General features: G+C 57.2%; 19 protein-coding genes. 13 read left to right on the forward strand and 6 right to left on the reverse strand.

Features of this window, described 5'->3' with window-relative positions:
• Positions 1–29: 29 nt before the first annotated feature.
• The 3 genes from PGQ95_RS19305 to sseA all read right to left on the reverse strand — a co-directional run bounded on the left by PGQ95_RS19305 (position 30) and on the right by sseA (position 2734).
• The gene (locus PGQ95_RS19305; RefSeq protein WP_087858402.1) at positions 30–824 is read right to left on the reverse strand and encodes a hypothetical protein; all 795 of its coding nucleotides are present in this window, start codon (positions 822–824) and stop codon (positions 30–32) included.
• A 237-nt stretch (positions 825–1061) separates the two neighbouring features.
• Positions 1062–1712, reverse strand: a complete 651-nt coding sequence (locus PGQ95_RS19310; RefSeq protein ID WP_087858403.1) for a DUF5066 family protein — start codon at positions 1710–1712, stop codon at positions 1062–1064.
• Positions 1713–1876: 164 nt separating this feature from the next.
• On the reverse strand, positions 1877–2734 hold the full coding sequence (gene sseA / locus PGQ95_RS19315) for a 3-mercaptopyruvate sulfurtransferase (protein ID WP_087858404.1): 858 nt from the start codon (positions 2732–2734) through the stop codon (positions 1877–1879).
• 204 nt (positions 2735–2938) lie between these two features.
• Between sseA and PGQ95_RS19320 the strand changes: the two genes are divergently transcribed.
• The 11 genes from PGQ95_RS19320 (at position 2939) to PGQ95_RS19370 (ending at position 19798) form a co-directional block, all read left to right on the forward strand.
• Positions 2939–7882 (forward strand): alpha-2-macroglobulin, encoded by a 4944-nt coding sequence (locus PGQ95_RS19320; protein ID WP_430919055.1) that lies wholly within the window; start codon positions 2939–2941, stop codon positions 7880–7882.
• Positions 7883–10207, forward strand: coding sequence for a peptidoglycan glycosyltransferase PbpC (gene pbpC, locus PGQ95_RS19325; RefSeq protein ID WP_430919057.1), 2325 nt, complete (start codon positions 7883–7885; stop codon positions 10205–10207).
• A 160-nt stretch (positions 10208–10367) separates the two neighbouring features.
• A complete protein-coding gene (gene ndk / locus PGQ95_RS19330; protein ID WP_004866348.1) occupies positions 10368–10799 on the forward strand; it encodes a nucleoside-diphosphate kinase in 432 nt (143 codons plus the stop codon).
• Between the two features lie 290 nt (positions 10800–11089).
• Complete coding sequence (locus tag PGQ95_RS19335) at positions 11090–12256, forward strand: bifunctional tRNA (adenosine(37)-C2)-methyltransferase TrmG/ribosomal RNA large subunit methyltransferase RlmN (protein WP_015370322.1); 1167 nt, start codon at positions 11090–11092, stop codon at positions 12254–12256.
• 274 nt (positions 12257–12530) lie between these two features.
• Positions 12531–13517, forward strand: coding sequence for a cytoskeleton protein RodZ (gene rodZ, locus PGQ95_RS19340; protein ID WP_430919059.1), 987 nt, complete (start codon positions 12531–12533; stop codon positions 13515–13517).
• 26 nt (positions 13518–13543) lie between these two features.
• Positions 13544–14665, forward strand: a complete 1122-nt coding sequence (gene ispG, locus PGQ95_RS19345) for a flavodoxin-dependent (E)-4-hydroxy-3-methylbut-2-enyl-diphosphate synthase (RefSeq protein WP_087858408.1) — start codon at positions 13544–13546, stop codon at positions 14663–14665.
• 89 nt (positions 14666–14754) lie between these two features.
• On the forward strand, positions 14755–16029 hold the full coding sequence (gene hisS, locus PGQ95_RS19350) for a histidine--tRNA ligase (protein ID WP_015703166.1): 1275 nt from the start codon (positions 14755–14757) through the stop codon (positions 16027–16029).
• A 34-nt stretch (positions 16030–16063) separates the two neighbouring features.
• The gene (locus PGQ95_RS19355; RefSeq protein WP_045377550.1) at positions 16064–16684 is read left to right on the forward strand and encodes a YfgM family protein; all 621 of its coding nucleotides are present in this window, start codon (positions 16064–16066) and stop codon (positions 16682–16684) included.
• Positions 16685–16694: 10 nt separating this feature from the next.
• Complete coding sequence (gene bamB / locus PGQ95_RS19360) at positions 16695–17873, forward strand: outer membrane protein assembly factor BamB (RefSeq protein WP_045392712.1); 1179 nt, start codon at positions 16695–16697, stop codon at positions 17871–17873.
• Positions 17874–17986: 113 nt separating this feature from the next.
• Positions 17987–19465, forward strand: coding sequence for a ribosome biogenesis GTPase Der (gene der / locus PGQ95_RS19365; RefSeq protein ID WP_015370328.1), 1479 nt, complete (start codon positions 17987–17989; stop codon positions 19463–19465).
• 117 nt (positions 19466–19582) lie between these two features.
• A complete protein-coding gene (locus PGQ95_RS19370; RefSeq protein ID WP_087858409.1) occupies positions 19583–19798 on the forward strand; it encodes a zinc ribbon domain-containing protein in 216 nt (71 codons plus the stop codon).
• Here PGQ95_RS19370 and PGQ95_RS19375 read toward each other — a convergent pair.
• The 3 genes from PGQ95_RS19375 to xseA form a co-directional block, all read right to left on the reverse strand.
• A complete protein-coding gene (locus tag PGQ95_RS19375; RefSeq protein ID WP_045386960.1) occupies positions 19795–20133 on the reverse strand; it encodes a protealysin inhibitor emfourin in 339 nt (112 codons plus the stop codon). The genes PGQ95_RS19370 and PGQ95_RS19375 overlap by 4 nt on opposite strands.
• Positions 20130–21158 (reverse strand): M4 family metallopeptidase, encoded by a 1029-nt coding sequence (locus tag PGQ95_RS19380; protein ID WP_087858410.1) that lies wholly within the window; start codon positions 21156–21158, stop codon positions 20130–20132. Before PGQ95_RS19380 ends, PGQ95_RS19375 begins: the two co-directional genes overlap by 4 nt.
• Positions 21159–21238: 80 nt before the next feature.
• Entirely contained in the window at positions 21239–22612 is a 1374-nt protein-coding gene (gene xseA, locus PGQ95_RS19385; RefSeq protein ID WP_087858411.1) for an exodeoxyribonuclease VII large subunit, read from the reverse strand.
• Positions 22613–22770: 158 nt separating this feature from the next.
• Between xseA and guaB the strand changes: the two genes are divergently transcribed.
• Both guaB and guaA read left to right on the forward strand, forming a co-directional pair.
• On the forward strand, positions 22771–24237 hold the full coding sequence (gene guaB / locus PGQ95_RS19390) for an IMP dehydrogenase (RefSeq protein WP_015370334.1): 1467 nt from the start codon (positions 22771–22773) through the stop codon (positions 24235–24237).
• Between the two features lie 69 nt (positions 24238–24306).
• Complete coding sequence (gene guaA / locus PGQ95_RS19395) at positions 24307–25884, forward strand: glutamine-hydrolyzing GMP synthase (RefSeq protein WP_015703162.1); 1578 nt, start codon at positions 24307–24309, stop codon at positions 25882–25884.
• Positions 25885–26040 lie beyond the last annotated feature (156 nt).

Below are 26040 nucleotides of genomic sequence, written 5' to 3' on the forward strand. Positions count from 1 at the left end.
GGTAAAAAACTATTCAGCGGGCGACTAAATTAATGAGATATCATATTAAACAGATAACTTCCCGCTACGCATAAAATAATTATTCCATTGAATAACGCAAACTGCGGGCGCCAGGCACGTAGGTTTTTCTTACCCAGCAACAAACGTACTAAGCAGGTCAGACCTGCCGTGGTTAAAAATGCCAGCAGAGCGCCTAACATTAACGCGGCTGCGATACTCAAGCCCATGGCCATATTGTCATATGTTTGGGCGGAAAAAATTAATAAATTTACAGGCCAGATAGCTTGAAGCGCTATTGTTATTAATACTGCGAGACGCAATTGGTTTAACGTAGTGTCATTAAGTTGTGACTGTCGCCAGGCGTCGTACAGTAGCATTCCACCTGTCGCCAGCAAAGTCATTATATATAGAATATGCTTAATTGTATGGATGGCAGATAACGTTACATAGCATGAAAGGATGTACTGCAGGATACAGTTGAGTATCAGCGCACATACTATATATCGAAAACAATTTTTAGCTGAAGGTTCGTTGTGCAATATCCATCCGGCGATGGATGCTTTGGCATAGCCGGGATGTAATAACACAATAAGAAAGCTGGAAAAGATTAAGCCGATGTATATCTTCAGCTCAGGGTAAGTTCTTTGTTCCATTGTTTCGCGAGATAAGCATATTAAAATGTTCTTAAATGTTATATCAGGAAGCCAGGATCCCCATTCGTTCAAGAAATAGAGTATAACCCCCCCTACGATCAGCCCCGCAATACCGCCCGACCAAAGATGATTTCGTGTGCTATCACGATTATTTTTGTCTATCAATGACATTATCTTTCCTTGTTCTTATTTATGCCTGAAAAATTAATAAACCATGAGTTATTCTGAAAATTACAGTTGATAGGCCGGATAAACGTAGCGCAACTCGGTAAAAATACGCATGCATTAGCTTAATTGTTATACGGGTTGGAGGAGACGACGTTAACGATGACACGTCCCAATACATACGCCGTTATCATCCCTGTGAATAGCGCGAACTGGCCGCGCTATTCGGGGTGAGACCGCGAGTTAGTCAGAGCAGCCTTCGATTTTCGCGTAAAGGTCCTCGTGGATGTATTCCAGCTCCAGCAAGGCGCCATCGCGTGCCTGGTTGAGGTCCTGCTGGCGTTGCCATTCGTCGTGGCTCTCCTCCTCATCGGTAAAGACCCCTTGCAGATATTCAATCAGCGACGATTCCGCCAGCCAGAGGTCATTCTCTTTACCTTCGAAGCGGACGACAGGATATTCACCCTGTTCATCACGTTCAGTGACATAAATAAATACCTGCTGATCGCCGGCATGGCTGATGCGAATCAGGGCTGGAAGACGCGGATCGTCGTTCCAGATTGGCGTCAGCTCTTCAAAGTCCAGTCCGGCCATATCAAGACCATTCATGTAATAAGCATCTTCATCCAGCGAGTCGGAAAGCAGGATGCCATGTTCATCAATAGAGTCTACAACCCATTCCAGTACCAGCTGGCCGGAGGGGCCTTTCAGCTGGCAATCGTAGGCCAACAGCGCTTTCAGACTGTCCGGAAGCGCCACGGTTTCGCTATTTTGCGGATCGCGATATTTCCGGACCCGCAGGCGCTCCACCTCATCTTCCGGCATAGGTTTCGGTGTGGGATTGCGGTTGTACTTTTTTACGACATCCATGAGGTTCTGTAATGAAACGGTCATTATTTAATTTCCTTATAAATTGGGTGTAAGTAGAGCAAATACGGCAGCTACAAGCCCTGCGGCAGGATAGAGTAACCGGTTTGGCGAGAAGCAGAATAAAAGGGCGGGGAAAATCAGAAATTATTTAGTGACCGCGGGACGGGAGGCCCGCGGTCACGCCGCGGTTACTCAGCGGCAGGAGCCGGCTCGATCGGCAAATCCGTTCTCGCGCCCCATTCGCTCCACGAACCATCGTACAGGCACACGCCGTTGACGCCGAGGGTGGTCAACGCCAGTACCACCACTGCCGCCGTTACCCCGGAGCCGCAGCTGGCGATAATCGGTCGTGAAAAATCAACGCCCTGACGCTTAAAGATATCGTTCATCTCATCAACTGTCTTCAGTTCGCCATTAATCACCAGCTCGGTCCACGGGACGTTAAGCGCGCCGGGGATATGCCCGCGGCGTAAGCCCGGACGCGGTTCATCCGCCAGTCCGTTAAAACGCGCCGCCGGACGGGCATCGACGATCTGCGCCGATCCTTCATGGCTGACCAGCAGCACATCGGTTAAGCGTTTGATCACCTCAGGATCGAAGTTCACCTCAAATTCGCCTTCTGGCAGGTCCGGTTCGCCTTTCTCCAGCGGCAATTCATCGCGGCGCCAGCCTTCGAGGCCACCGGCGACAATCGACACTCTTTCGACGCCGAAGGTGCGTAGCATCCACCAGGCGCGCGGCGCTGAGAACAGATTGCCTTCATCATAAACCACCAGGTGCTTATCGCTGCTGACGCCAAGCTCGCGCATCGCCACGGCGAAGGTTTCCGCCCGCGGCATCATATGCGGCAGCGGGCTGGTGTGGTCAGACAGCGCTTCGATATCAAAAAAAACCGCGCCGGGGATATGCCCGTCGCGGTATTCCGCCGCCATATCGCGCAGCGCTTCCTGACCCGCCGGTGCCATCCGCGCGTCCAGAATTTGAATCTGCGGGTCATCAATATGTTCCGCCAGCCAGTCGGCCGCAACAAAGAATGAGGTGGACATGAGTGCCTCCGTTTTATTATCGATCGATGAATTGTCGGCGTTTTATAAAGGGCTGACAAGTTAAGGTCGCGGGAGTGGGGAGGTGGTCACGTAGTTTCCCGATTCATCGGTGGTTTCTATGCTGGTAGCTGTTGAGAATCGCCGTGATGGCGCATAATAGAACGTTATTGATTGCATCAGGCTCTGGGCCGAGGGGTTAGAAGGATGAAACCATTTCGTTTAGCGGCGCTTTCGTTGGCGCTCCTTACCGCACTATCATTAAGCGGCTGCGATAACAGCGGTGAGCCGCAGGCCGTGTCGGCGGCCGATAAAGGCGCTACCGATAGCGCGAAAAAGCCGGATAGCGCGCAGCTGGCGACGTTAAAAGAAAAAAGCCAGGGCAAGGCTTTGACGTTGCTCGACGCTTCTGAAGTGCAGCTAGATGGCGCAGCGACGCTGGTGCTGACCTTCTCCATTCCGCTCAAACCGGATCAGGATTTTTCCCGCAGCGTCCATCTGGTTGATAAGAAAAGCGGCAAGGTTGACGGCGCGTGGGAGCTGGCGCCGAATCTCAAAGAGCTGCGTCTGCGCCACCTCGAGCCAAAGCGTGAATTGATCGTCACCGTTGACCCAACGCTCATTGCCCTCAATGACGCCACCCTCGGCAGCCCTTTTGAAAAAACCATCGCCACTCGCGATATCGCGCCGAGCGTCGGTTTCGCCAGCCGCGGTTCGCTGCTGCCGGGGAAAGTGGTCGCCGGGCTGCCGGTGATGGCGCTGAACGTCGACAATGTCGATGTCAATTTCTTCCGTATTAAGCCGGAATCACTCTCGGCCTTCGTCAGTCAGTGGGAATACCGTAATTCGTTAAGCAATTGGGAATCTGACGAACTGCTGAAGATGGCCGATCTGGTTTATAGCGGCCGCTTCGATCTCAACCCGGCGCGGAATACCCGTGAAAAGCTGCTGCTGCCGCTTAACGACATCAAGCCGCTCCAGCAGCCAGGCGTCTATGTGGCGGTGATGAACCCGGCGGGTCATTATAGCTACAGTAATGCGGCAACGCTGTTCACCCTCAGCGATATCGGCGTCTCCGCGCATCGCTACCATAACCGGCTTGATGTCTTTACCCAGAGCCTCGAAAACGGCGCCGCGCAGTCGGGTATTGAAGTGCAGTTGCTAAACGCCAAAGGGCAGACGCTGGCGCAGGCGAAAAGCGATAACCAGGGCCATGTTACTCTGCAAACCGATAAAGAAGCGGCGCTGCTGCTGGCGCGAAAAGACGGGCAGACTACGCTGCTTGACCTTAAACTGCCGGCGCTGGATCTGGCGGAGTTCTCCATCGCTGGCGCCCCTGGCTTCAGCAAACAGTTCTTTATGTTTGGCCCGCGCGATCTCTATCGCCCGGGGGAAACGGTTATCCTTAACGCGCTGTTGCGTGACGGCGATGGAAAACCGCTGGCGGAGCAGCCGGTGAAGCTGGAAGTGGTGCAGCCGGATGGCCAGGTGATTCGCTCTGTGATGAGCAAACCGGTCAATGGCCTGTATCAGTTTACTTATCCGCTCGACAGCGGCGCGGCCACCGGTATGTGGCACATTCGCGCCAGCACCGGCGATAATCAACCCCGCGAGTGGGATTTCCACGTCGAAGACTTTATGCCCGAGCGCATGGCGCTGAATCTGACGCCGCAGGCCGCGCCTATCGCCCCGGATGCCGACGTCGCCTTTAGCGTCAGCGGCGCTTATCTCTACGGCGCGCCGGCCAGCGGCAATCAGCTGCAGGGCAAACTATTCCTGCGCCCGCTGCGCGATGCCGTCGCTGCGCTGCCGGGCTTCCAGTTCGGCGATATCGCGGAAGAAAACCTCTCCCGTAGCCTCGATGAAGTTCAGCTGACGCTGGATGAAAAAGGCCATGGAGAAGTGACGACTTCGAGCCAGTGGCAGGATAGCCACTCGCCGCTGCAGGTGGTGTTGCAGGCCAGCCTGCTGGAGTCAGGCGGCCGTCCGGTGACCCGCACCGTACAGCAGCCAATCTGGCCTGCCGAGGCGTTGCCGGGGATCCGCCCGCAATTTACGCTGAAGGACGTTTACGACTACCGCACCGATACCACGGTGAAACAGCCGGTGGTTGATGAAAACAGTAACGCCGCGTTTGACATCGTCTATGCCGATGCCAAAGGCGAGAAAAAAGCGGTCTCCGGTCTGCAGGTGCGGTTGATCCGCGAGCGGCGCGACTACTACTGGAACTGGTCCGATAGCGAAGGTTGGCAGTCGCAGTTTGATCAAAAAGATCTGCAGGAGGGCGAAACGTCGCTGGATCTACAGGCCGGGCAGACTGGTAAAGTGAGTTTCCCGGTGGAGTGGGGCTCGTATCGCCTGGAGGTGAAAGGGCCGGACGACGTTGTCAGCAGTGTGCGCTTTTGGGCGGGCTATAGCTGGCAGGATAACAGCGAAGGCGCCGGCGCGGCGCGTCCTGACCGCGTAACGATGAAGCTCGATAAACCAGGCTATAAACCGGGTGACACCATCAAGCTGCATATTGCCGCCCCGGCGGCGGGTAAAGGCTACGCGATGGTGGAATCCAGCGAAGGGCCGCTGTGGTGGCAGGAAATTGACGTCCCGGCGGAGGGGATGGATCTGTCTATTCCGGTTGATAAAGCCTGGAATCGACACGATCTCTACCTCAGCACGCTGGTGGTTCGCCCCGGCGATAAATCGCGCTCGGCGACGCCGAAACGCGCGGTCGGCTTGCTGCATCTGCCGCTGGGCGATGAAAACCGCCGTCTGTCTCTGGCGCTGGAGGCTCCGGATAAAATGCGCCCGAACCAGCCGCTGACGGTGAAAGTGAAGGCCAGCGTGAAAGAGGGCGAGGTACCGAAACAGGTTAACGTTCTGCTCTCGGCGGTGGATAGCGGGGTGCTGAATATTACCGATTATGCCACGCCGGATCCATGGAACGCCTTCTTTGGCCAGAAGCGTTACGGCGCGGATATTTATGACATCTACGGCCAAGTGATCGAAGGGCAGGGACGCTTAGCCAGCCTGCGCTTCGGCGGCGATGGCGACGAGTTAAAACGTGGCGGCAAACCGCCGGTTAATCACGTGACGATCGTCGCCCAGCAGGCGCAGCCGGTAGTGTTGAATGACCAGGGCGAAGGCACGGTGACGTTGCCCATAGGCGATTTTAACGGCGAGCTGCGGGTGATGGCCCAGGCGTGGACGGCAGATGACTTCGGCAGCAGCGAAGATAAAGTGGTGGTTGCCGCCCCGGTTATCGCGGAACTGAATACCCCGCGTTTCCTTGCCAGCGGCGACGCCACGCGTCTGGCGCTGGATCTCAGCAATCTGACTGACAAACCGCAAACCCTGCAGGTGCATCTTACCGCCAGCGGGTTAGTCACGTTGACCGATGGCCAACTGCCGCCGGTACAGCTGGCCCCGGGCGCGCGCAGCACGCTGTTTATACCGGTGACCGCGTTAGCGGGATTCGGCGATGGTCAGGTCAATGCCACCATCAGCGGCCTGAACCTGCCGGGCGAAACCTTCGCGCCGTTGCAAAAACAGTGGAAAATCGGCGTGCGTCCGGCGTTCCCGGCGCAGACCGTCAATAGTGGCGCGGTGCTACAACCAGGCGAAAGCTGGCTGGCGCCGGCGGCGCAGAGTCAGGGGTTCGCCCCGCAAACGCTGCAGGGCCAACTGCTGCTCAGCGGTAAACCGCCGTTGAATCTCGCCCGCTATATTCGCGAGCTGAAAGCCTATCCTTACGGCTGCCTTGAGCAGACCGCGAGCGGCCTGTTCCCTTCTTTATACACCAGCGCGGCGCAGCTAAAAGCGCTGGGCATCAGCGGCGATAGCGATGAAAAACGCCGCGCGGCGGTCGATGTAGGTATCTCGCGCCTGCTGCAGATGCAGCTGGAAAACGGCGGCTTTGCGCTATGGGATAAAGAGGGCCCGGAAGAGTACTGGTTGACCGCCTACGCCATGGACTTCCTCGTCCGCGCGGGCGAGCAGGGCTATAGCGTGCCGGTCAACGCCCTTAATAAAGGCAACGAGCGCTTGCTGCGCTATCTGCAGGAACCGGGGTTGATGACCGTGCGCTACAGCGACGATGCCCAGGCCAGCCGCTTTGCCGCTCAGGCATACGCCGCGCTGGTACTGGCGCGTCAGCAAAAAGCGCCGCTCGGCGCTTTGCGTGAAATCTGGAGCCGTCACGAACAGGCGCGCTCCGGATTGCCGCTACTGCAACTCGGTATTGCGCTGAAAACCATGGGCGATGCGCCGCGCGGCGCTGAGGCTATGAAGCTGGCGGTTGCCACGCCGCGCCAGGATGAGAATCGTTGGCTGGGCGATTACGGCAGCCAACTTCGCGATGATGCGCTGAAGCTGGCGCTGCTGGAAGAAAACAAGCTGCTGCCGGAGGTGCAAAACCAGCTGTTGGGCAGCTTGTCGGAAGAGGCCTATGGCCAGCGCTGGCTGTCGACGCAGGAAACCAACGCGCTGTTCCTTGCCGGGCGTACGCTTGCCGACCTGTCGGGCAACTGGCAGGCGCAAACCTCGCTGCAGGCGGAGCCGCTTGCCAGCGACAAAGCGCAAACCCGCAATCTCGACGGCGATCGGCTGGCGTCGCTGCAGGTGACGAATACCGGCAATCAGCCGCTGTGGCTGCGCCTCGATAGCAGCGGTTATCCGCAAAGCGCGCCGCAGCCGGGAGGCAACGTGTTGGGGATTGAACGCGCTATTTTCGATACCCACGGACAGCAGAAATCGCTGACCTCGCTGCGCAGCGGCGAACTGGTGCTGGTCAAGCTGGAGGTGACCGCCAAACGTAACGTTCCTGACGCGCTGGTGGTCGATCTGCTGCCGGCTGGACTTGAGCTGGAAAACCAGAACCTGGCCAATAGCAGCGCCAGCCTGCAGGAGAATGGCGAAGCGGTACAAAACCTGCTTAACCAGATGCAGCAGGCGGATATTCAGCATATCGAGTTCCGCGATGACCGCTTTGTCGCCGCAGTCGCCATTAATGAAGGTCAGCCGGTGACGCTGGTCTATCTGGCGCGGGCGGTGACGCCGGGCACCTATCAGGTTCCGCAACCGCAGGTGGAATCGATGTATGTACCGCAGTGGCGGGCAACCGGAACGGCCAGCGGCCCGCTTACCGTTACGCCGTAAATGCGCGCATTACCTCGCATAAAACGTCGCTGGCGCTGGCTGGCGGCGTTTATTTTTCTAGTGTGGCTGGCGCTATTGGCGGCCGATCGTCTGTGGCCGCTGCCGCTGCATGAAGTCACGCCTGCCCGCGTGGTGGTGGCGGAAGACGGCACGCCGCTCTGGCGCTTTGCCGATGCGCAGGGCGTCTGGCGTTATCCGGTCACCATCGACGACGTTTCGCCGCGCTATCTGCAGGCGCTCATTCAGTATGAAGACCGCTGGTTCTGGAAACATCCGGGGGTCAATCCCTTCGCGGTGCTGCGTGCCGCCTGGCAGGATCTGACTTCCGGGCGGGTGGTTTCTGGCGGCAGCACGCTCACCATGCAGGTGGCGCGTCTGCTCGACCCTCATCCACGCACCTTCGGCGGCAAGCTACGCCAGCTATGGCGGGCGCTGCAGCTGGAGTGGCATCTGTCAAAAAGCGAAATTCTTACCCTGTATCTGAACCGCGCGCCGTTTGGCGGCACCCTGCAGGGGATCGGCGCGGCTAGCTGGGCTTATCTTGGTAAACCGCCCGCTCAGCTTAGCTACGGCGAGGCGGCGCTACTGGCCGTGCTCCCGCAGGCGCCGAGCCGTTTACGCCCGGACCGCTGGCCGCAGCGGGCGCAGGCGGCTCGCGATAAGGTGCTGGAGAGGATGCTCAGCCAGGGCGTCTGGCCGCAGCGAGCGGTACATGAAGCGATGGAAGAACCTGTATGGCTATTCCCACGGCAGATGCCTCAGCTGGGGCCGCTGTTTGCGCGCCGGGCGCTGGCGACAAGCGGTGATGAAAAGGTGACGACAACGCTCGATGCCGGGCTCCAGCGGCAGCTTGAAGATCTGGCGATGAACTGGAAATCACGTCTGCCGCCGCGCAGCTCACTGGCGATTGTTGTCGTCGATCATACTGATATGAAAGTCCGCGGCTGGGTGGGATCGGCGGATATCCGCGATGATAGCCGCTTTGGCCACATTGATATGGTCTCGGCGGTGCGCTCGCCGGGGTCGGTGCTGAAACCCTTTATCTACGCGATGGCGATGGATGACGGGCTGATTCACCCGGCATCGCTATTACAGGATGTGCCACGGCGCTTTAGCGATTATCGCCCCGGTAATTTCGACAGCGGGTTTCATGGCCCGGTGAGCGCCAGCGAGGCTCTGGTGCGTTCGTTGAATCTGCCGGCGGTGCAGGTGCTCGAAGCCTATGGACCAAAACGCTTTGCGGCTAATTTACGCAATGCCGGGCTCCCTCTGATGCTACCCGCCGGCGCCGAACCGAATCTGTCGCTGATCCTCGGCGGCGCCGGAGCGAGGCTGGAAGATATTGTCGCGGCGTACGGCGCTTTCGCCCGCCATGGCAAGGCGGCGCGGCTGCGCATGAAACCCGACGACCCGCTGGTGGAAAGAGCGCTAATGTCGCCGGGCGCGGCGTGGATCACCCGGCGGATATTGGCAGGCGAAGCCCAGCCGTTACCCGATGCGTCGCTGCCGCAAGCGGTGCCGCTGGCGTGGAAAACCGGTACCAGCTACGGCTATCGCGATGCGTGGGCGGTAGGCCTCAACGCGCGTTATTTGATTGGCATTTGGACCGGACGGCCAGATGGTACGCCGGTGGTGGGGCAGTTTGGTTTTGCCAGCGCTGTGCCGCTGTTAAACCAGGTCAATAATATGCTGCTGGCGCGTCCGTTAATGAGCCGTGGCGGGCTGCCGGTCGACCCGCGTCCACAGTCGGTCAGCCGCGGCACTATCTGCTGGCCCGGTGGGCAGGATCTGCCGGTTGGCGATAGCAACTGCCGCCGGCGCTTAGCCAGCTGGCTACTGGATGCCAGCCAGCCGCCGACGCTGCTGCTGCCGGGTCAGGAGGGCGTGCGCGGTATCCGCTTCCCGGTATGGCGCAACGCAGCAGGAGAAAGGGTCGCCGCGGATTGTCCGGGCGCGACAGAAACTTCTGTTGATGTCTGGCCGCTGCCGCTGGAACCCTGGCTGCCGGTTAGCGAGCGCCGCCGGGCGCGGCTGGGCATGGCATCGAAGACGTGTCCGCCGCTGCAAACTCAGGATGCCGCGCCGCTGGTGCTTTCCGGCATTCGCGAAGGGGCGGTGATAAAACGGCTCCCGGGCGAGGCGCGGGTGATGTTACCCGTGCAAACGAGCGGTGGAGAAGGGCGGCGCTGGTGGTTTATTAACGGCGAACCGTTAGAGGCGACAGGCGCAAGAACGACAATTACGCTAGATAAACCTGGCGAGTGGCAACTGGTGGTAATGGATGAGGCAGGGCAAACGGCAGCCGCCAGTTTTACCTTACAATAAACAGGGTAAATCTGTTGTTGGCGGTTTGTGTTGCTAATACTCATCTTATTTTAACAAAATGTTACCTTCATCCGTAGGCATCGCCGACGTTGCTCATTATAATGCGCGCCAGGCCATACGATCGTATGTGCAACAACAGAACATTTAATTAGAGGTAATCATGGCTATTGAACGTACTTTTTCCATCATCAAACCAAACGCGGTGGCAAAAAACGTTATTGGCAGCATCTTTTCTCGCTTTGAAGCTGCAGGGTTCAAAATCGTCGGCACCAAAATGCTGCATCTGACCGTTGAGCAGGCTCGCGGCTTCTACGCTGAGCACGAAGGCCGTCCGTTCTTCGACGGTCTGGTTGAGTTCATGACCTCCGGTCCGATCGTGGTTTCCGTACTGGAAGGCGAAAACGCGGTACAGCGTCACCGTGACCTGCTGGGCGCCACCAACCCGGACAACGCCCTGGCTGGTACCCTGCGCGCTGACTACGCTGACAGCTTCACCGAAAACGGCACCCACGGTTCCGACTCTGTAGAATCCGCTGCTCGCGAAATCGCGTTCTTCTTTGCTGAAGGCGAGGTTTGCCCGCGCACTCGCTAATCCTCGTCGTCTTTTCGACCGTCGCGGCGTTGGCTGCGCGCGTTCACCCCGGTCACATAGTTATCTATGCTCCCGGGGATTCACTAGCTTGCCGCCTTGCGACAATCGAAAAGCCTTAGAGGATTAAGTACGCAGCAACAGATTTTTTCATCATTGACTGCGTGTAGGCATGGCTTCTATGCGTCAGAATTTGTAGAATATAGCGCCCCCGGACGAGCAGTCGCTCTCCGGGGCGTTTCTTTTTCAACCCACCTGGGGCCATAACGTGTAATAACGAGGCCGGAAAAATTATGTCTGAACAAATTGTCACACCTGATACCGCCGCTCTGACGGTGCCGAATAAAGATGCCAAAATCAACCTGCTGGATTTAAACCGTCAGCAGATGCGCGAGTTTTTCAAAAACATGGGCGAGAAGCCTTTCCGCGCCGATCAGGTGATGAAATGGATGTATCACTACTGCTGCGATGACTTTGATGAAATGACCGACATCAACAAAGTCCTGCGCGGCAAACTGAAGGAAGTCGCCGAGATCCGCGCCCCGGAAGTCGTTGAAGAGCAGCGCTCCAGCGATGGCACCATCAAATGGGCGATTGCCGTTGGCGATCAGCGCGTTGAAACGGTCTACATCCCGGAAGAAGACCGCGCTACGCTGTGCGTCTCTTCACAGGTTGGCTGTGCGCTGGAATGTAAATTCTGCTCCACCGCTCAGCAAGGCTTCAACCGTAACCTGCGCGTTTCCGAAATTATCGGCCAGGTCTGGCGCGCGGCGAAAATCGTCGGCGCGGTGAAGACTACCGGCGTGCGTCCAATTACCAACGTGGTAATGATGGGAATGGGCGAGCCGCTGCTGAACCTCAACAACGTCGTTCCGGCGATGGAAATCATGTTGGATGATTTCGGTTTTGGTCTCTCCAAACGCCGCGTGACCTTGTCCACTTCCGGCGTGGTGCCGGCGCTGGATAAACTCGGCGATATGATCGACGTTGCGCTGGCGATTTCTCTGCACGCGCCGAACGATACCATCCGCGACGAAATTGTACCGATTAACAAAAAGTACAATATTGAGACCTTCCTGAACTCGGTGCGCGGCTATATTTCGAAGTCCAACGCCAACCAGGGCCGCGTGACTATCGAGTACGTCATGCTGGATCACGTCAACGACGGTACCGAGCATGCCCACGAACTGGCGGCGCTGCTGAAAGATACGCCGTGCAAGATCAACCTGATCCCATGGAACCCGTTCCCGGGCGCGCCGTATGGCCGTAGTTCTAACAGCCGTATCGATCGTTTCTCCAAAGTGCTGATGGAATATGGTTTCACCACCATCGTGCGTAAAACCCGCGGCGACGATATCGATGCTGCCTGCGGCCAGCTGGCGGGCGACGTAATCGACCGCACCAAACGTACGCTGCGTAAGCGTATGCAGGGCGAAGCGATCGACGTTAAAGCCGTCTGATAAGTTATGCAGCGCACAGCTTTCGCTGCGCGCTGCATAAATATGTCGAATTGCCAGGCGAAATACGCTGATTCGGTTAATAATTACGGTGCGTTTTTGTCGACTTTGAGGCAGTATGTAGCGGTACAACAACCGCTTAGCATTCAATATTGATAAGTCTCTGTGATAGTCGCCCGGACAGCCTTATACTGTCGGTTGACGTTGAGCAGTGTCTCGCGGCGCAGGCTCTTTCCCGCGCTGAACTTTAAATTTCACGTACCAGTAGTTGTAGCGAATGAATACTGAAGCCACTCAAGACCATCAAGAAGCAAACTCTACGGGCGCGCGCCTGCGTAACGCCCGCGAACAACTCGGACTCAGCCAGCAAGCGGTGGCTGAACGCTTATGCCTGAAGGTTTCCACGGTTCGTGATATTGAAGAAGATAAGGCGCCAGCCGATCTCGCTTCGACCTTCCTGCGCGGCTATATCCGTTCCTACGCTCGCCTCGTACATATTCCGGAAGAAGAACTGCTGCCGATGATGGCGAAGCAAGCGCCAATTCGCGCCGCCAAAGTGGCGCCGATGCAGAGCTTCTCGCTGGGTAAACGTCGTAAAAAACGCGACGGTTGGCTGATGAGCTTTACCTGGCTGATTTTGTTTGTGGTTATCGGCCTGAGCGGCGCATGGTGGTGGCAAGACCACAAAGCGCAGCAGGAAGAGATCACCAGCATGGCCGATCAATCCACCAGCGACCTGAACGGCAGTCAGTCAATTCCGCTGGATACCAGCTCGGCGAATAATGCGCTGGATACGACGGCAGCCAATACCAATAGCGCGCCGGTCGATACCTCCACCGCACCTGCGCCAAGCGCACCAGCGGCTACCTCTGCGCCGGTGGATAACAACGCCGTGGTCGCCCCTTCGCAGGCTAACGTCGATACCGCCGCCGCCGCGCCGGCTGCGCCAGCCCCGACCTCCGCGTTGCCGACCGATCAGGCGAATGCCGCAGCGGCGGCTTCCGCTCAGGATCTGGTAATGAACTTTAGCGCCGATTGCTGGCTGGAAGTGAGCGATGCGACCGGTAAAAAACTGTTCAGCGGCCTGCAGCGTAAAGGCGGGAACCTGAACCTGAGCGGTCAGGCGCCATATAAGCTGAAAATCGGCGCCCCGGCTGCGGTACAAATCCAGTATCTGGGCAAACCAGTCGATTTGAGTCGTTTTATCAGAACTAACCAGGTTGCGCGTCTGACCCTAAATGCCGAACAATCACCGGCGCAGTAACAGACGGGTAACGCGGGAGATTTTTCATGCATAACCAGGCTCCGATTCAACGTAGAAAGTCCAAACGCATTTACGTTGGTAATGTGCCGATTGGCGATGGGGCACCCATCGCCGTACAGTCGATGACCAATACTCGCACCACCGATGTGGCCGCGACGGTAAATCAAATCAAAGCGCTGGAGCGCGTGGGCGCGGACATCGTCCGCGTTTCCGTCCCGACGATGGACGCGGCGGAAGCTTTCAAGCTCATCAAACAGCAGGTCAATGTCCCGCTGGTCGCCGATATCCACTTTGACTACCGTATCGCGCTGAAAGTCGCGGAATATGGCGTTGATTGCCTGCGCATCAACCCAGGCAACATCGGTAACGAAGAGCGTATCCGCATGGTTGTGGACTGCGCGCGCGACAAAAACATTCCTATCCGCATCGGCGTCAACGCCGGTTCGCTGGAAAAAGATCTGCAGGAAAAATACGGCGAGCCGACGCCGCAGGCGCTGTTAGAGTCCGCCATGCGTCACGTCGATCATCTCGATCGTTTGAACTTCGATCGGTTCAAAGTTAGCGTAAAAGCCTCTGATGTCTTCCTCGCCGTTGAATCCTATCGTCTGTTGGCGAAGCAGATCGATCAGCCGCTGCATCTCGGGATCACCGAAGCCGGCGGCGCGCGTAGCGGCGCGGTGAAATCCGCGATCGGTTTAGGTTTGCTGCTGTCTGAAGGGATCGGCGATACCCTGCGCGTGTCGCTGGCCGCCGACCCGGTGGAAGAGATCAAAGTCGGTTTCGATATCCTCAAGTCGCTACGCATCCGCTCTCGCGGTATTAACTTCATCGCTTGCCCGACCTGCTCGCGTCAGGAATTTGACGTCATTGGTACGGTGAACGCGCTGGAGCAGCGTCTGGAAGATATCATCACTCCGATGGATGTTTCGATCATCGGTTGCGTGGTTAACGGCCCAGGCGAAGCGCTGGTTTCCACTCTCGGCGTCACCGGCGGCAACAAGAAAAGCGGCCTGTACGAAGACGGCGTGCGCAAAGACCGACTGGACAATAACGACATGATCGACCAGCTGGAAGCGCGTATCCGTGCGAAAGCTACCATGCTGGATGAAGCGCGTCGTATTGAAGTTCAGCAGGTTGAAGCAAAATAACGTGTTGGGAAGCAATACGCTTCCCGTGTATGATTGAACCTGCGGGCGCAAGGCGCCGGGGTTCATTTTTATATATAAAGAGAATAAACGTGGCAAAGAACATTCAAGCCATCCGTGGCATGAACGATTATCTGCCGGGCGAAACCGCTCTCTGGCAGCGCATTGAAGGCTCACTGAAGCAGGTGCTCGGTAGCTACGGTTACAGCGAAATTCGTTTGCCGATTGTAGAGCAGACCCCGTTATTCAAACGCGCGATCGGCGAAGTGACCGACGTGGTTGAAAAAGAGATGTATACCTTCGAAGACCGCAATGGCGATAGCTTGACGCTGCGTCCGGAAGGAACGGCGGGCTGCGTACGTGCCGGCATCGAACATGGTCTGCTGTACAATCAAGAACAGCGTCTGTGGTACGTGGGGCCGATGTTCCGCCACGAGCGTCCGCAGAAAGGGCGCTACCGTCAGTTCCATCAGATTGGCGCGGAAGTCTTTGGCCTGCAGGGCCCGGACATCGACGCCGAGCTTATCATGTTGACCGCGCGCTGGTGGCGCGAGCTTGGCATTTCCGATCACGTCAGCCTCGAACTGAACTCCATCGGTTCGCTGGAGGCGCGTGCCGCCTATCGCGACGCGCTGGTGGCCTATCTGGAACAATTCAAAGATAAGTTGGATGAAGACTGCAAACGCCGCATGTATACCAACCCGCTGCGTGTGCTGGACTCTAAAAATCCGGAAGTACAGGCGCTGCTGAACGATGCGCCGGCGCTGGGCGATTATCTGGACGACGAGTCCAAAGAACACTTCGCCGGTCTGTGCGCGCTGCTCGACGCGGCCGGAATTCGCTATACCGTCAACCAGCGTCTGGTGCGCGGGCTTGACTATTACAATCGCACCGTATTTGAGTGGGTCACCACCAGCCTCGGTTCGCAGGGCACCGTCTGCGCCGGCGGCCGTTACGACGGTCTGGTTGAGCAGCTTGGCGGTCGCGCAACGCCTGGCGTTGGCTTTGCAATGGGCCTGGAACGTCTTGTTTTACTGGTTCAGGCCGTCAATCCGGAATTTAAAGCCGATCCTGTTGTCGATATATACCTGGTAGCCTCCGGTACCGATACTCAGTCCGCAGCAATGCGTCTGGCTGAGCAGGTTCGCGATGCGCTGCCCGGCGTTAAGCTGATGACTAACCACGGCGGCGGTAACTTTAAGAAGCAGTTCGCCCGCGCTGACAAGTGGGGCGCGCGCGTCGCGCTGGTGGTCGGTGAGTCAGAAATTGCTGACGGAAACGTGGTAGTGAAGGATTTACGCTCAGGTGAGCAAACTACCGTAACGCAGGATAGCGTTGCCGCGCATTTGCGCACACTTCTGGGTTAATTTCCCGGAAACTATTAGTCAGGAGAAGGACTGCGTGGAAACTTTCAACAACGAAAACGAGCAGGTCGACGCCCTCAAGCGTTTCTTTGCCGAGAACGGTAAAGCGCTGGCCGTCGGGGTGATTTTAGGGATCGGCGCGCTGGTTGGCTGGCGCTACTGGACTTCCCATCAGCTGGATTCGGCCCGGGATTCCTCTTTGGCCTATGAGAATGCCATTTCCGCGCTGAAGTCAGGTTCGCCTGAAACGCTGACCGCGGCGGAGAAATTCGCCGCCGACAGTAAAAACACCTATGGCGCGTTCGCATCGCTGGAGCTCGCGCAGCGTCTGGTCGATAAAAACGATCTGCAGGGCGCGGAGAAGCAGCTGCAACAAGGGCTGGCTGCCGCCTCTGATGATAACCTGAAATCAGTTATCAATATGCGTCTGGCGCGCGTACAGCTGCAGCTCAAGCAGCCGGATGCGGCGCTGAAAACCCTGGAAGGCATTAAAGGCGAAGGCTGGACCGCTATCGTCGCCGATTTGCGTGGTGAAATTCTGCTGAGCAAAGGCGACAAGCAGGGCGCCCGCGCGGCCTGGGAAGCAGGCGTGAAAAGCGATGCATCGCCAGCGCTCAGCGAAATGATGCGTATGAAAATAAATAATTTGTCCATCTGAGAGGGACTCGATGCAATTGCGTAAATTACTTTTGCCAGGGCTGCTTTCCGTCACCTTACTGAGCGGTTGCTCGCTGTTTAACAGCGAAGAAGATGTGGTGAAAATGTCACCGCTGCCGACGGTGGAAAATCAGTTTACGCCGTCCACGTCCTGGAGCACTTCAGTTGGCGATGGTATCGGTGATTTCTATTCCAACCTGCACCCGGCGTTTGCCGACGGCGTTGTGTATGCGGCTGACCGTAAAGGCACCGTGAAAGCGCTGCACGCTGAAGACGGTAAAGAAGTCTGGTCAGTGAACTTGGCGGAAAAAGACGGCTGGTTCTCGCGCGCTCCGGCGCTGCTCTCCGGCGGGCTGACCGTTTCCGGCGGCCACGTTTACGTTGGTACTGAAAAGGCGCAGCTGTTCGCGCTGAATACCAGTGACGGTACCGTCGCGTGGCAGAGCCGTGTTGCGGGTGAAGCGATTTCTCGTCCGGTCGTTAGCGATGGCATGGTACTGGTGCATACCAGTAACGGTCAGCTGCAGGCGCTGAACGAAACCGACGGCGCGGTGAAATGGACCGTGAACCTGGACATGCCTGCGCTCTCCCTGCGCGGTGAATCCGCTCCGGCTACCGCCTATGGCGCGGCGATTGTCGGCGGCGACAACGGTCGCGTCAGCGCCGTGCTGATGCAACAGGGGCAGATGATTTGGCAGCAGCGTATTTCTACGGCCACCGGCCCGACTGAAATCGACCGTCTGAACGATGTTGACACCACGCCGGTTATCGTTAATGGCGTTGTTTATACGTTGGCTTATAATGGCAACCTGACCGCGCTGGATCTGCGCAGCGGCCAGATTATCTGGAAACGCGAACTGGGTTCAGTGAACGATTTCATCGTTGACGGCAACCGTATCTATCTGGTCGATCAGAATGACCGCCTGCTGGCGCTGACCACCGATGGCGGCGTAACGCTGTGGACCCAGAGCGACCTGCTGCACCGTTTGCTGACCGCTCCGGCGCTGTATAACGGCAGCCTGGTGGTAGGCGACAGCGAAGGTTACATGCACTGGATTAATCCGGAAGACGGCCACTTTGTGGCGCAGCAGAAAGTCGATAGCTCCGGTTTCCTGACCGACCCGGTTATCGCCGACGGTCGCCTGCTTATCCAGGCCAAAGACGGTACGCTGTATTCGATCACGCGTTAACTCGCGCGGTAGTATCGCTTTAATAAACGGCTCCTGACAGACAGGGGCCGTTTTGACTTTTTAAAAAACCTCGTAAAATGAGGTTGTATTGCAATTTGTATGAGGCATTTAACATGATACCTGTGGTCGCGCTTGTCGGGCGCCCTAACGTTGGAAAATCCACGCTCTTCAACCGCTTAACGCGCACTCGTGACGCGTTGGTCGCGGATTTCCCGGGGCTGACTCGCGACCGTAAGTACGGTCGTGCTGAAGTGGAAGGCCGCGAATTCATCTGTATCGATACCGGTGGTATCGACGGTACGGAAGAAGGCGTGGAAACCCGGATGGCGGAACAGTCTCTGCTGGCGATTGAAGAGGCCGACGTGGTGCTGTTTATGGTTGATGCGCGCGCGGGCCTGATGCCGGCGGATTCCGCGATCGCCAAACATCTGCGTTCTCGCGAAAAACCGACCTTCCTGGTGGCGAACAAAACTGACGGCATCGACGTCGATCAGGCGATGGCCGACTTCTGGTCGCTGGGGCTGGGCGATATTTATCCGATTGCCGCTTCGCATGGCCGCGGCGTCACCAGCCTGCTGGAACACGTACTGCTGCCGTGGGTAGATGAGGTTAATCCTCAGGAAGAAGTGGATGAAGACGCCGCCTACTGGGCGCAGTTTGAAGCCGAGCAAAACGGCGAAGAAGTTGAAGAGCCGGAAGACGACTTCAACCCGCAAGATCTCCCGATTAAGCTTGCGATCGTCGGTCGTCCAAATGTCGGTAAGTCAACGCTGACTAACCGTATTCTCGGCGAAGACCGCGTGGTGGTTTACGATATGCCGGGTACAACCCGCGACAGTATCTACATCCCGATGCAGCGCGATGAACGCGAATATGTGCTTATCGATACCGCCGGCGTGCGTAAGCGCGGCAAAATTACCGACGTCGTGGAGAAATTCTCGGTCATCAAGACGCTGCAGGCGATTGAAGACGCCAACGTGGTGATGCTGGTCATTGATGCCCGTGAAGGCATCTCCGATCAGGATCTGTCGCTGCTGGGCTTTATTCTTAACAGCGGTCGTTCCCTGGTTATCGTGGTTAACAAATGGGATGGCCTGAGCCAGGAAGTGAGAGAGCAGGTGAAAGAGACCCTCGACTTCCGTCTGGGCTTCATCGACTTCGCCCGCGTGCACTTTATCTCCGCTCTGCACGGCAGCGGCGTTGGCAACCTGTTCGAATCGGTGCGCGAAGCTTACGACAGCGCCACCCGTCGCGTGGGTACCGCCATGCTGACCCGCATTATGACCATGGCGGCAGAAGACCATCAGCCGCCGCTGGTACGCGGTCGCCGCGTGAAGCTGAAGTATGCGCATGCCGGTGGTTATAACCCGCCGATCGTGGTGATTCACGGCAACCAGGTGAAAGACCTGCCGGATTCCTACAAGCGTTACCTGATGAACTACTTCCGTAAATCCCTGGATGTCATGGGAACGCCGATCCGCATTCAGTTCAAGGAAGGGGAGAACCCGTTTGCCAATAAACGTAATACCCTGACGCCGAACCAGATGCGTAAGCGTAAACGCTTGATTAAGCATATCAAGAAAAGCAAATAATGCAGAAACCCGCCGCCGGCGGGTTTTTTTATCTACCCTATTCAACGCTTCGCCGGGTCAGCAACGCTGACGTATGACGTGATAAACTCATGCTATTCATTATGAGAAGGAGACGCCATGGAACTCAATTGCCCCATTTGCCATGCCCGGTTGGAAGCACAAGGCAACAGCGCGCATTGCGCGCACTGTGAGAAAGATTTTGCTTTAGAGGCGCGCTGCCCGGACTGCCATCAGCCGCTGGAAGTGCTGAAGGCGTGCGGCGCGGTGGACTATTTCTGCCAGCACGGCCACGGGCTGATCTCGAAAAAGCGCGTCGAATTTGTGCCTGTCTAATCGCTAACGCAGCCTTCACCATTACGCCAGAGTTCAACCAGCGCCTGCGGCGCGCGCTCTTCCGGGATGAGAATGATCAGGCTGTGATAGTGCTGGGCGCTGATTATCTGAATGCGAAAAAAACGCTGGTCGCCGCTACCCGGAGAATCCGGCTGCCCCGGCGGCTTGCCCAGCGGCAACGACTGCTGCAGTATCGCGGCGATGCGCTGTTTTTGTTGCTCGTTAAGCTGCGCCACGACAATCTTACGCATGCCGCTGAGCGTCGGGATCCAGGCGACGCCGCCCTCGCGCGCCAGTTCAATAATTGCGTCATCGCTGAGGTCGGCCTCGTTCATGATGTGACTCCAACGCCCTCCCAGGCCTGGCGAATCGCCTCGGCGACCGCTTTATCAAAGCGTTTTTCGCCATGTTGAATCGTCAGTCTGGCAAAGGCTGAAAAATCGGCGTCTTTGGCCAGTGACTTATCACAAACCGCGTCGTACCAGGCATATCCCGCTTTTTCCCATGCAAAACCACCCAGCGCACTGGCGGCGAGATAGAAAGCATGATTAGGAATGCCGGAGTTAATATGCACGCCGCCGTTATCCTGCTGGGTATGCACAAAATCTTTCATATGGGCGGGTTGCGGGTCTTTACCAAGAATGGGGTCATCATAGGCGGTTCCGGGATGCGACATCGATCGCAGTCCTTGGCCGTGAATACCTTTCGCGAGGAGCCCCTCGCCAATTATCCAGTCTGCTTTATCTGCCGTTTGCTGGCGTTGATATTGCTTGACCAGTGAGCCAAAAACATCGGAAAGCGATTCATTGAGCGCGCCGGATTGTTCGAAATAGATAAGCCCGGCTTCGCTCTCCGTAACGCCATGGCTTAACTCGTGCGCCACCACATCAATCGCAATAGTAAAGCGATTAAAGATTTCACCATCACCGTCGCCAAACACCATTTGCTGCCCGTTCCAGAAAGCGTTTTGATATTCGTGACCATAGTGGACGCTGCCGGTCAGCTTCAATCCGCGGTTGTCCAGCGAATCACGATGATAGCTTGTCCAGAAAAACTCATGGGTGATGCCGAGATAGTCGTAGGCCTCATCCACGGCGACATCGCCGTTGGAAGGCTGTCCTTCAAAGCGCACCTGGAATCCTGGAAGTTCCTGAGTCTGCCTGGCATCGTAAATGTCGCGCTCAAGCTGGCCTGGCGTGGCGACATGGGCGGCGGCGGGGCGGCCCGGCACGTGCGTCATCAGGGTTTGTACATGGCTCAGCGTTTGCTGCGCGCAGCGCTGCTGCTGAACGGAACCATGATCGACAATGCGGCGTAAAATGTAGGGTGGAATCACGAAACGAGGACAAGTATCTGGCATATCACGCTCCCTGGCCGGATGAACGGTTTTAAAAGGGCATGACAGCAGTATAGTTATCCCCGCATGATACGGGGGGATAATCAGACTTTTTTGCGGGCGCGCGTTTTCTTCACCGGAGTAATGGTTGTCACTTCGCTTTCGACCCAACCATCTTCCAGCCGGGTAGTCACGACATCGCCAGCCTGCACCTGTTTGATTTTTTTCAGCACTTTGCCGTCACCGGCTGAGGTGACGCTATAGCCGCGAGCCAGCGTCGCCAGCGGACTGACGGCTTCCAGATGCGTCACGGTATTGCCGAAACGCTCGCGCTGCTCGCTCAGTCGGGCGCGAATATTTTCCGCCAGACGATACTCCAGTTGCTGAATACGCGACTGCGCGCGATGGATGCGCGGCTGCGGGTTTTGCTGATTCAACCTCTGCGCGGCGCGCTGCTGACGCTGGTCGGCACGTTTGAGCTGGCTTTCCAGCGCAAAGCGCATCCGCTGTCGCAGGCGTTCCAGCTCGGTTTGCTGACGCGCTAAGCGCAGCTGAGGATGTTGCTGCTGTAAGCGGTGAAACAACTGCGTAAAGCGGCGCTGGCGGTTGGCGAGGAAATAATCCATCGCCATCTCCAGGCGCTGCTGGCCTGACTGTAGCTGACGCAGAAGCTCCTGCTGATTGCGGCTGACGATCTCTGCCGCCGCAGAGGGCGTCGGCGCCCGCAGGTCGGCGACGAAGTCGGCGATGGTGACGTCGGTTTCATGGCCAACGGCGCTTACTACCGGAATGCGGCTGGCGAATATTGCCCGCGCCACCCGTTCGTCGTTAAAGCTCCATAAATCTTCCAGCGAACCGCCGCCGCGCCCGACGATCAGCACGTCGCACTCCTGGCGCAGGTTGGCTACTGCTATCGCGCGCACGATTTGCCCCGGCGCATCATCGCCTTGCACCGCCGTTGGATAAATGATCACCGGCAGCGAGGGGTCGCGGCGTTTCAAAACATGTAAAATATCATGCAGCGCGGCGCCGGTTTTGGAGGTGATGACGCCGACGCAGTGCGCGGGAGAGGGGAGCGCCTGCTTGTGGCTTTGATCGAATAACCCTTCCGCCGTCAGGAGCGCCTTGAGCTGCTCATATTTCTGCTGCAGCAGGCCTTCACCGGCGGGTTGCATGCTTTCGACGATGATCTGGTAGTCGCCGCGCGGCTCGTAAAGGGTAATGTTGGCGCGAACCAGCACCTGCTGGCCATGCTGCGGGCGAAACGTGACGCGGCGGTTGCTGTTGCGAAACATCGCGCAGCGCACTTGTGCGTTATCGTCTTTTAAGGTGAAGTACCAGTGGCCGGAAGAGGGCTGGCTGAAGTTAGAGATTTCGCCGCTTATCCAGACCTGGCCCATTTCGCGTTCCAGCAGTAAGCGAACCGTCTGATTCAGGCGGCTGACCGTAAATATTGCAGGGGATTGAGATGGCAACATGTGAGCAAGATCAAATTCTAAATCAGCAGGTTATTCAGTCGATAGTAACGCGCTGAGAGGGGATCGCAAGTATTATTTGCAAAAAAGGGTGGATGCAATCGGTTACGCTCTGTATAATGCCACGGCAATATTTATCCACCCTGGTCGAGATATTGCCCATGCTACGTATCGCTAAAGAAGCCCTGACGTTTGACGACGTCCTCCTTGTTCCCGCTCATTCTACCGTTCTGCCGAATACCGCCGATCTCAGCACGCAGCTGACGAAAACTATTCGTCTGAATATTCCTATGCTCTCCGCAGCGATGGATACCGTAACTGAAGCGCGCCTGGCAATTGCCCTGGCCCAGGAAGGCGGCATCGGCTTTATTCATAAAAACATGTCCATCGAGCGCCAGGCTGAAGAAGTCCGTCGCGTGAAGAAACATGAATCCGGCGTGGTAAGCGATCCACAGACCGTTCTGCCGACTACCACCCTGCGCGAAGTGAAAGAACTGACCGAACGTAACGGTTTCGCCGGTTATCCGGTAGTGACCGAAGACAACGAACTGGTCGGCATTATCACCGGCCGCGACGTGCGTTTTGTTACCGACCTGAATCAGCCGGTCAGCGTTTATATGACGCCGAAAGAGCGCCTGGTTACCGTGCGTGAAGGCGAAAGCCGTGAAGTGGTTTTTGCTAAAATGCACGAAAAACGCGTAGAAAAAGCGCTGGTGGTGGATGATAGCTTCCATCTGCGCGGCATGATCACCGTAAAAGATTTCCAGAAAGCGGAACGTAAACCGAATGCGTGTAAAGACGAGCACGGTCGTCTGCGCGTTGGCGCGGCCGTTGGCGCTGGCGCCGGTAACGAAGAGCGCGTTGACGCGCTGGTTGCCGCAGGCGTTGACGTTCTGCTGATCGACTCCTCTCACGGTCACTCCGAAGGCGTTCTGCAGCGTATTCGCGAAACGCGCGCTAAATATCCTGACCTGCAAATCATCGGCGGCAACGTGGCGACCGGCGCGGGCGCTCGTGCCCTGGCGGAAGCTGGCGTCAGCGCGGTGAAAGTGGGTATCGGCCCTGGCTCCATCTGTACTACCCGTATTGTTACCGGCGTAGGCGTTCCGCAGATCACCGCCGTTTCCGACGCGGTTGAAGCGCTGGAAGGCACCGGTATTCCGGTTATCGCCGATGGCGGTATCCGCTTCTCCGGCGATATCGCAAAAGCGATTGCTGCAGGCGCCGCCGCGGTGATGGTTGGCTCCATGCTGGCCGGTACCGAAGAATCCCCGGGTGAAATCGAGCTCTATCAGGGTCGTTCTTACAAATCCTACCGCGGTATGGGTTCCCTGGGCGCGATGTCCAAAGGTTCCTCCGACCGTTACTTCCAGAGCGATAACGCTGCTGACAAACTGGTGCCGGAAGGTATCGAAGGCCGCGTTGCCTATAAAGGCCGCCTGAAAGAGATCATTCACCAGCAGATGGGCGGCCTGCGCTCCTGTATGGGTCTGACCGGTTGTGGTACTATTGACGCACTGCGTACCAAAGCAGAGTTCGTGCGCATCAGCGGCGCGGGCATCCAGGAGAGCCACGTTCACGACGTGACGATCACCAAGGAATCCCCGAACTACCGCATGGGCTCCTGATTTTCATCGCCCGGCTACGCGCCGGGCGATTTTTATTCAATCATCGCTACTTCTCTGGAATTAACGTCAATGACGGATAACATTCATAAACATCGCATTCTTATCCTGGACTTCGGTTCTCAGTACACCCAGCTGGTTGCGCGTCGCGTACGTGAATTAGGGGTCTATTGCGAGCTCTGGGCTTGGGACGTGACCGAAGCTCAAATCCGCGAGTTCAACCCGAACGGCATTATTCTTTCCGGCGGCCCGGAAAGCACCACCGAAGACAACAGCCCGCGCGCGCCGCAGTACGTCTTCGAAGCCGGCGTACCGGTATTCGGCGTATGCTACGGCATGCAGACCATGGCCATGCAGCTGGGCGGCCACGTTGAAGCTTCCAACGAGCGTGAGTTCGGTTACGCGCAGGTGGAAGTGCAGACCGATAGCGCGCTGATCAAGGGCATCGAAGATGCGCTGAGCGCTGACGGTAAGCCGCTGCTGGACGTGTGGATGAGCCATGGTGATAAAGTCACCGCTATCCCTTCCGACTTTGTGACCGTCGCCAGCACTGAAAGCTGCCCGTTCGCCATCATGGCGAATGAAGAAAAACGCTTCTACGGCGTACAGTTCCACCCGGAAGTCACCCACACCCGTCAGGGGCTGCGTATGCTGGAGCGCTTCGTGCGCGATATCTGCCAGTGTGAAGCGCTGTGGACGCCGGCGAAGATCATCGACGACGCAGTTGAGCGTATTCGTCAGCAGGTAGGTGAAGATAAAGTCATCCTCGGCCTGTCCGGCGGCGTTGACTCTTCCGTTACCGCGATGCTGCTGCACCGCGCCATCGGCAAAAACCTGACCTGCGTATTCGTGGATAACGGCCTGCTGCGCCTGAACGAAGCCGAGCAGGTTATGGATATGTTCGGCGACCGTTTCGGCCTGAACATCGTGCACGTTGCGGCGGAAGACCGCTTCCTGACCGCGCTGAAGGGCGAAAATGATCCGGAAGCGAAGCGTAAAATCATTGGCCGCGTCTTCGTTGAAGTGTTCGACGAAGAAGCGCTGAAGCTGGAAGACGTGAAATGGCTGGCGCAGGGCACTATCTACCCTGACGTGATCGAATCCGCCGCTTCCGCGACCGGTAAAGCGCACGTCATCAAGTCTCACCACAACGTGGGCGGTCTGCCGAAAGAGATGAAGATGGGCCTCGTTGAACCGCTGAAAGAGCTGTTCAAAGACGAAGTGCGTAAGATTGGTCTGGAGCTGGGCCTGCCGTACGACATGCTGTTCCGTCACCCGTTCCCGGGGCCGGGCCTTGGCGTTCGCGTACTCGGCGAAGTGAAGAAAGAGTACTGCGACCTGCTGCGTCGCGCGGACGCTATCTTCATTGAAGAACTGCGCAAAGCCGACCTGTATGACAAAGTGAGCCAGGCATTTACCGTGTTCCTGCCGGTTCGCTCCGTCGGCGTGATGGGCGATGGCCGTAAATACGACTGGGTCGTCTCCCTGCGTGCGGTAGAAACCATCGACTTTATGACCGCGCACTGGGCGCACCTGCCGTATGATTTCCTTGGCCGCGTCTCCAACCGCATCATCAACGAAGTTAACGGTATTTCCCGCGTGGTGTACGACATCAGCGGTAAGCCGCCAGCGACTATTGAGTGGGAATAATTTAGCGTCTGGCAACAGCCTGCACGTAAAAGCAGTAAAGTACCTCTAAGCCCGCGTAACTGCGGGCTTTTTTGTTTTTATGTCTGGCACTTTCTGGCAGCTGTTAGCAATGGGAAGCACGGTTTTTTCAATGGAATTTTTGATGGTACTCTCTGG

It is taken from the genome of Klebsiella sp. 141240, assembly GCF_050600805.1.
In the GTDB taxonomy this organism is placed as follows: Bacteria; Pseudomonadota; Gammaproteobacteria; order Enterobacterales; family Enterobacteriaceae; genus Klebsiella; species Klebsiella aerogenes.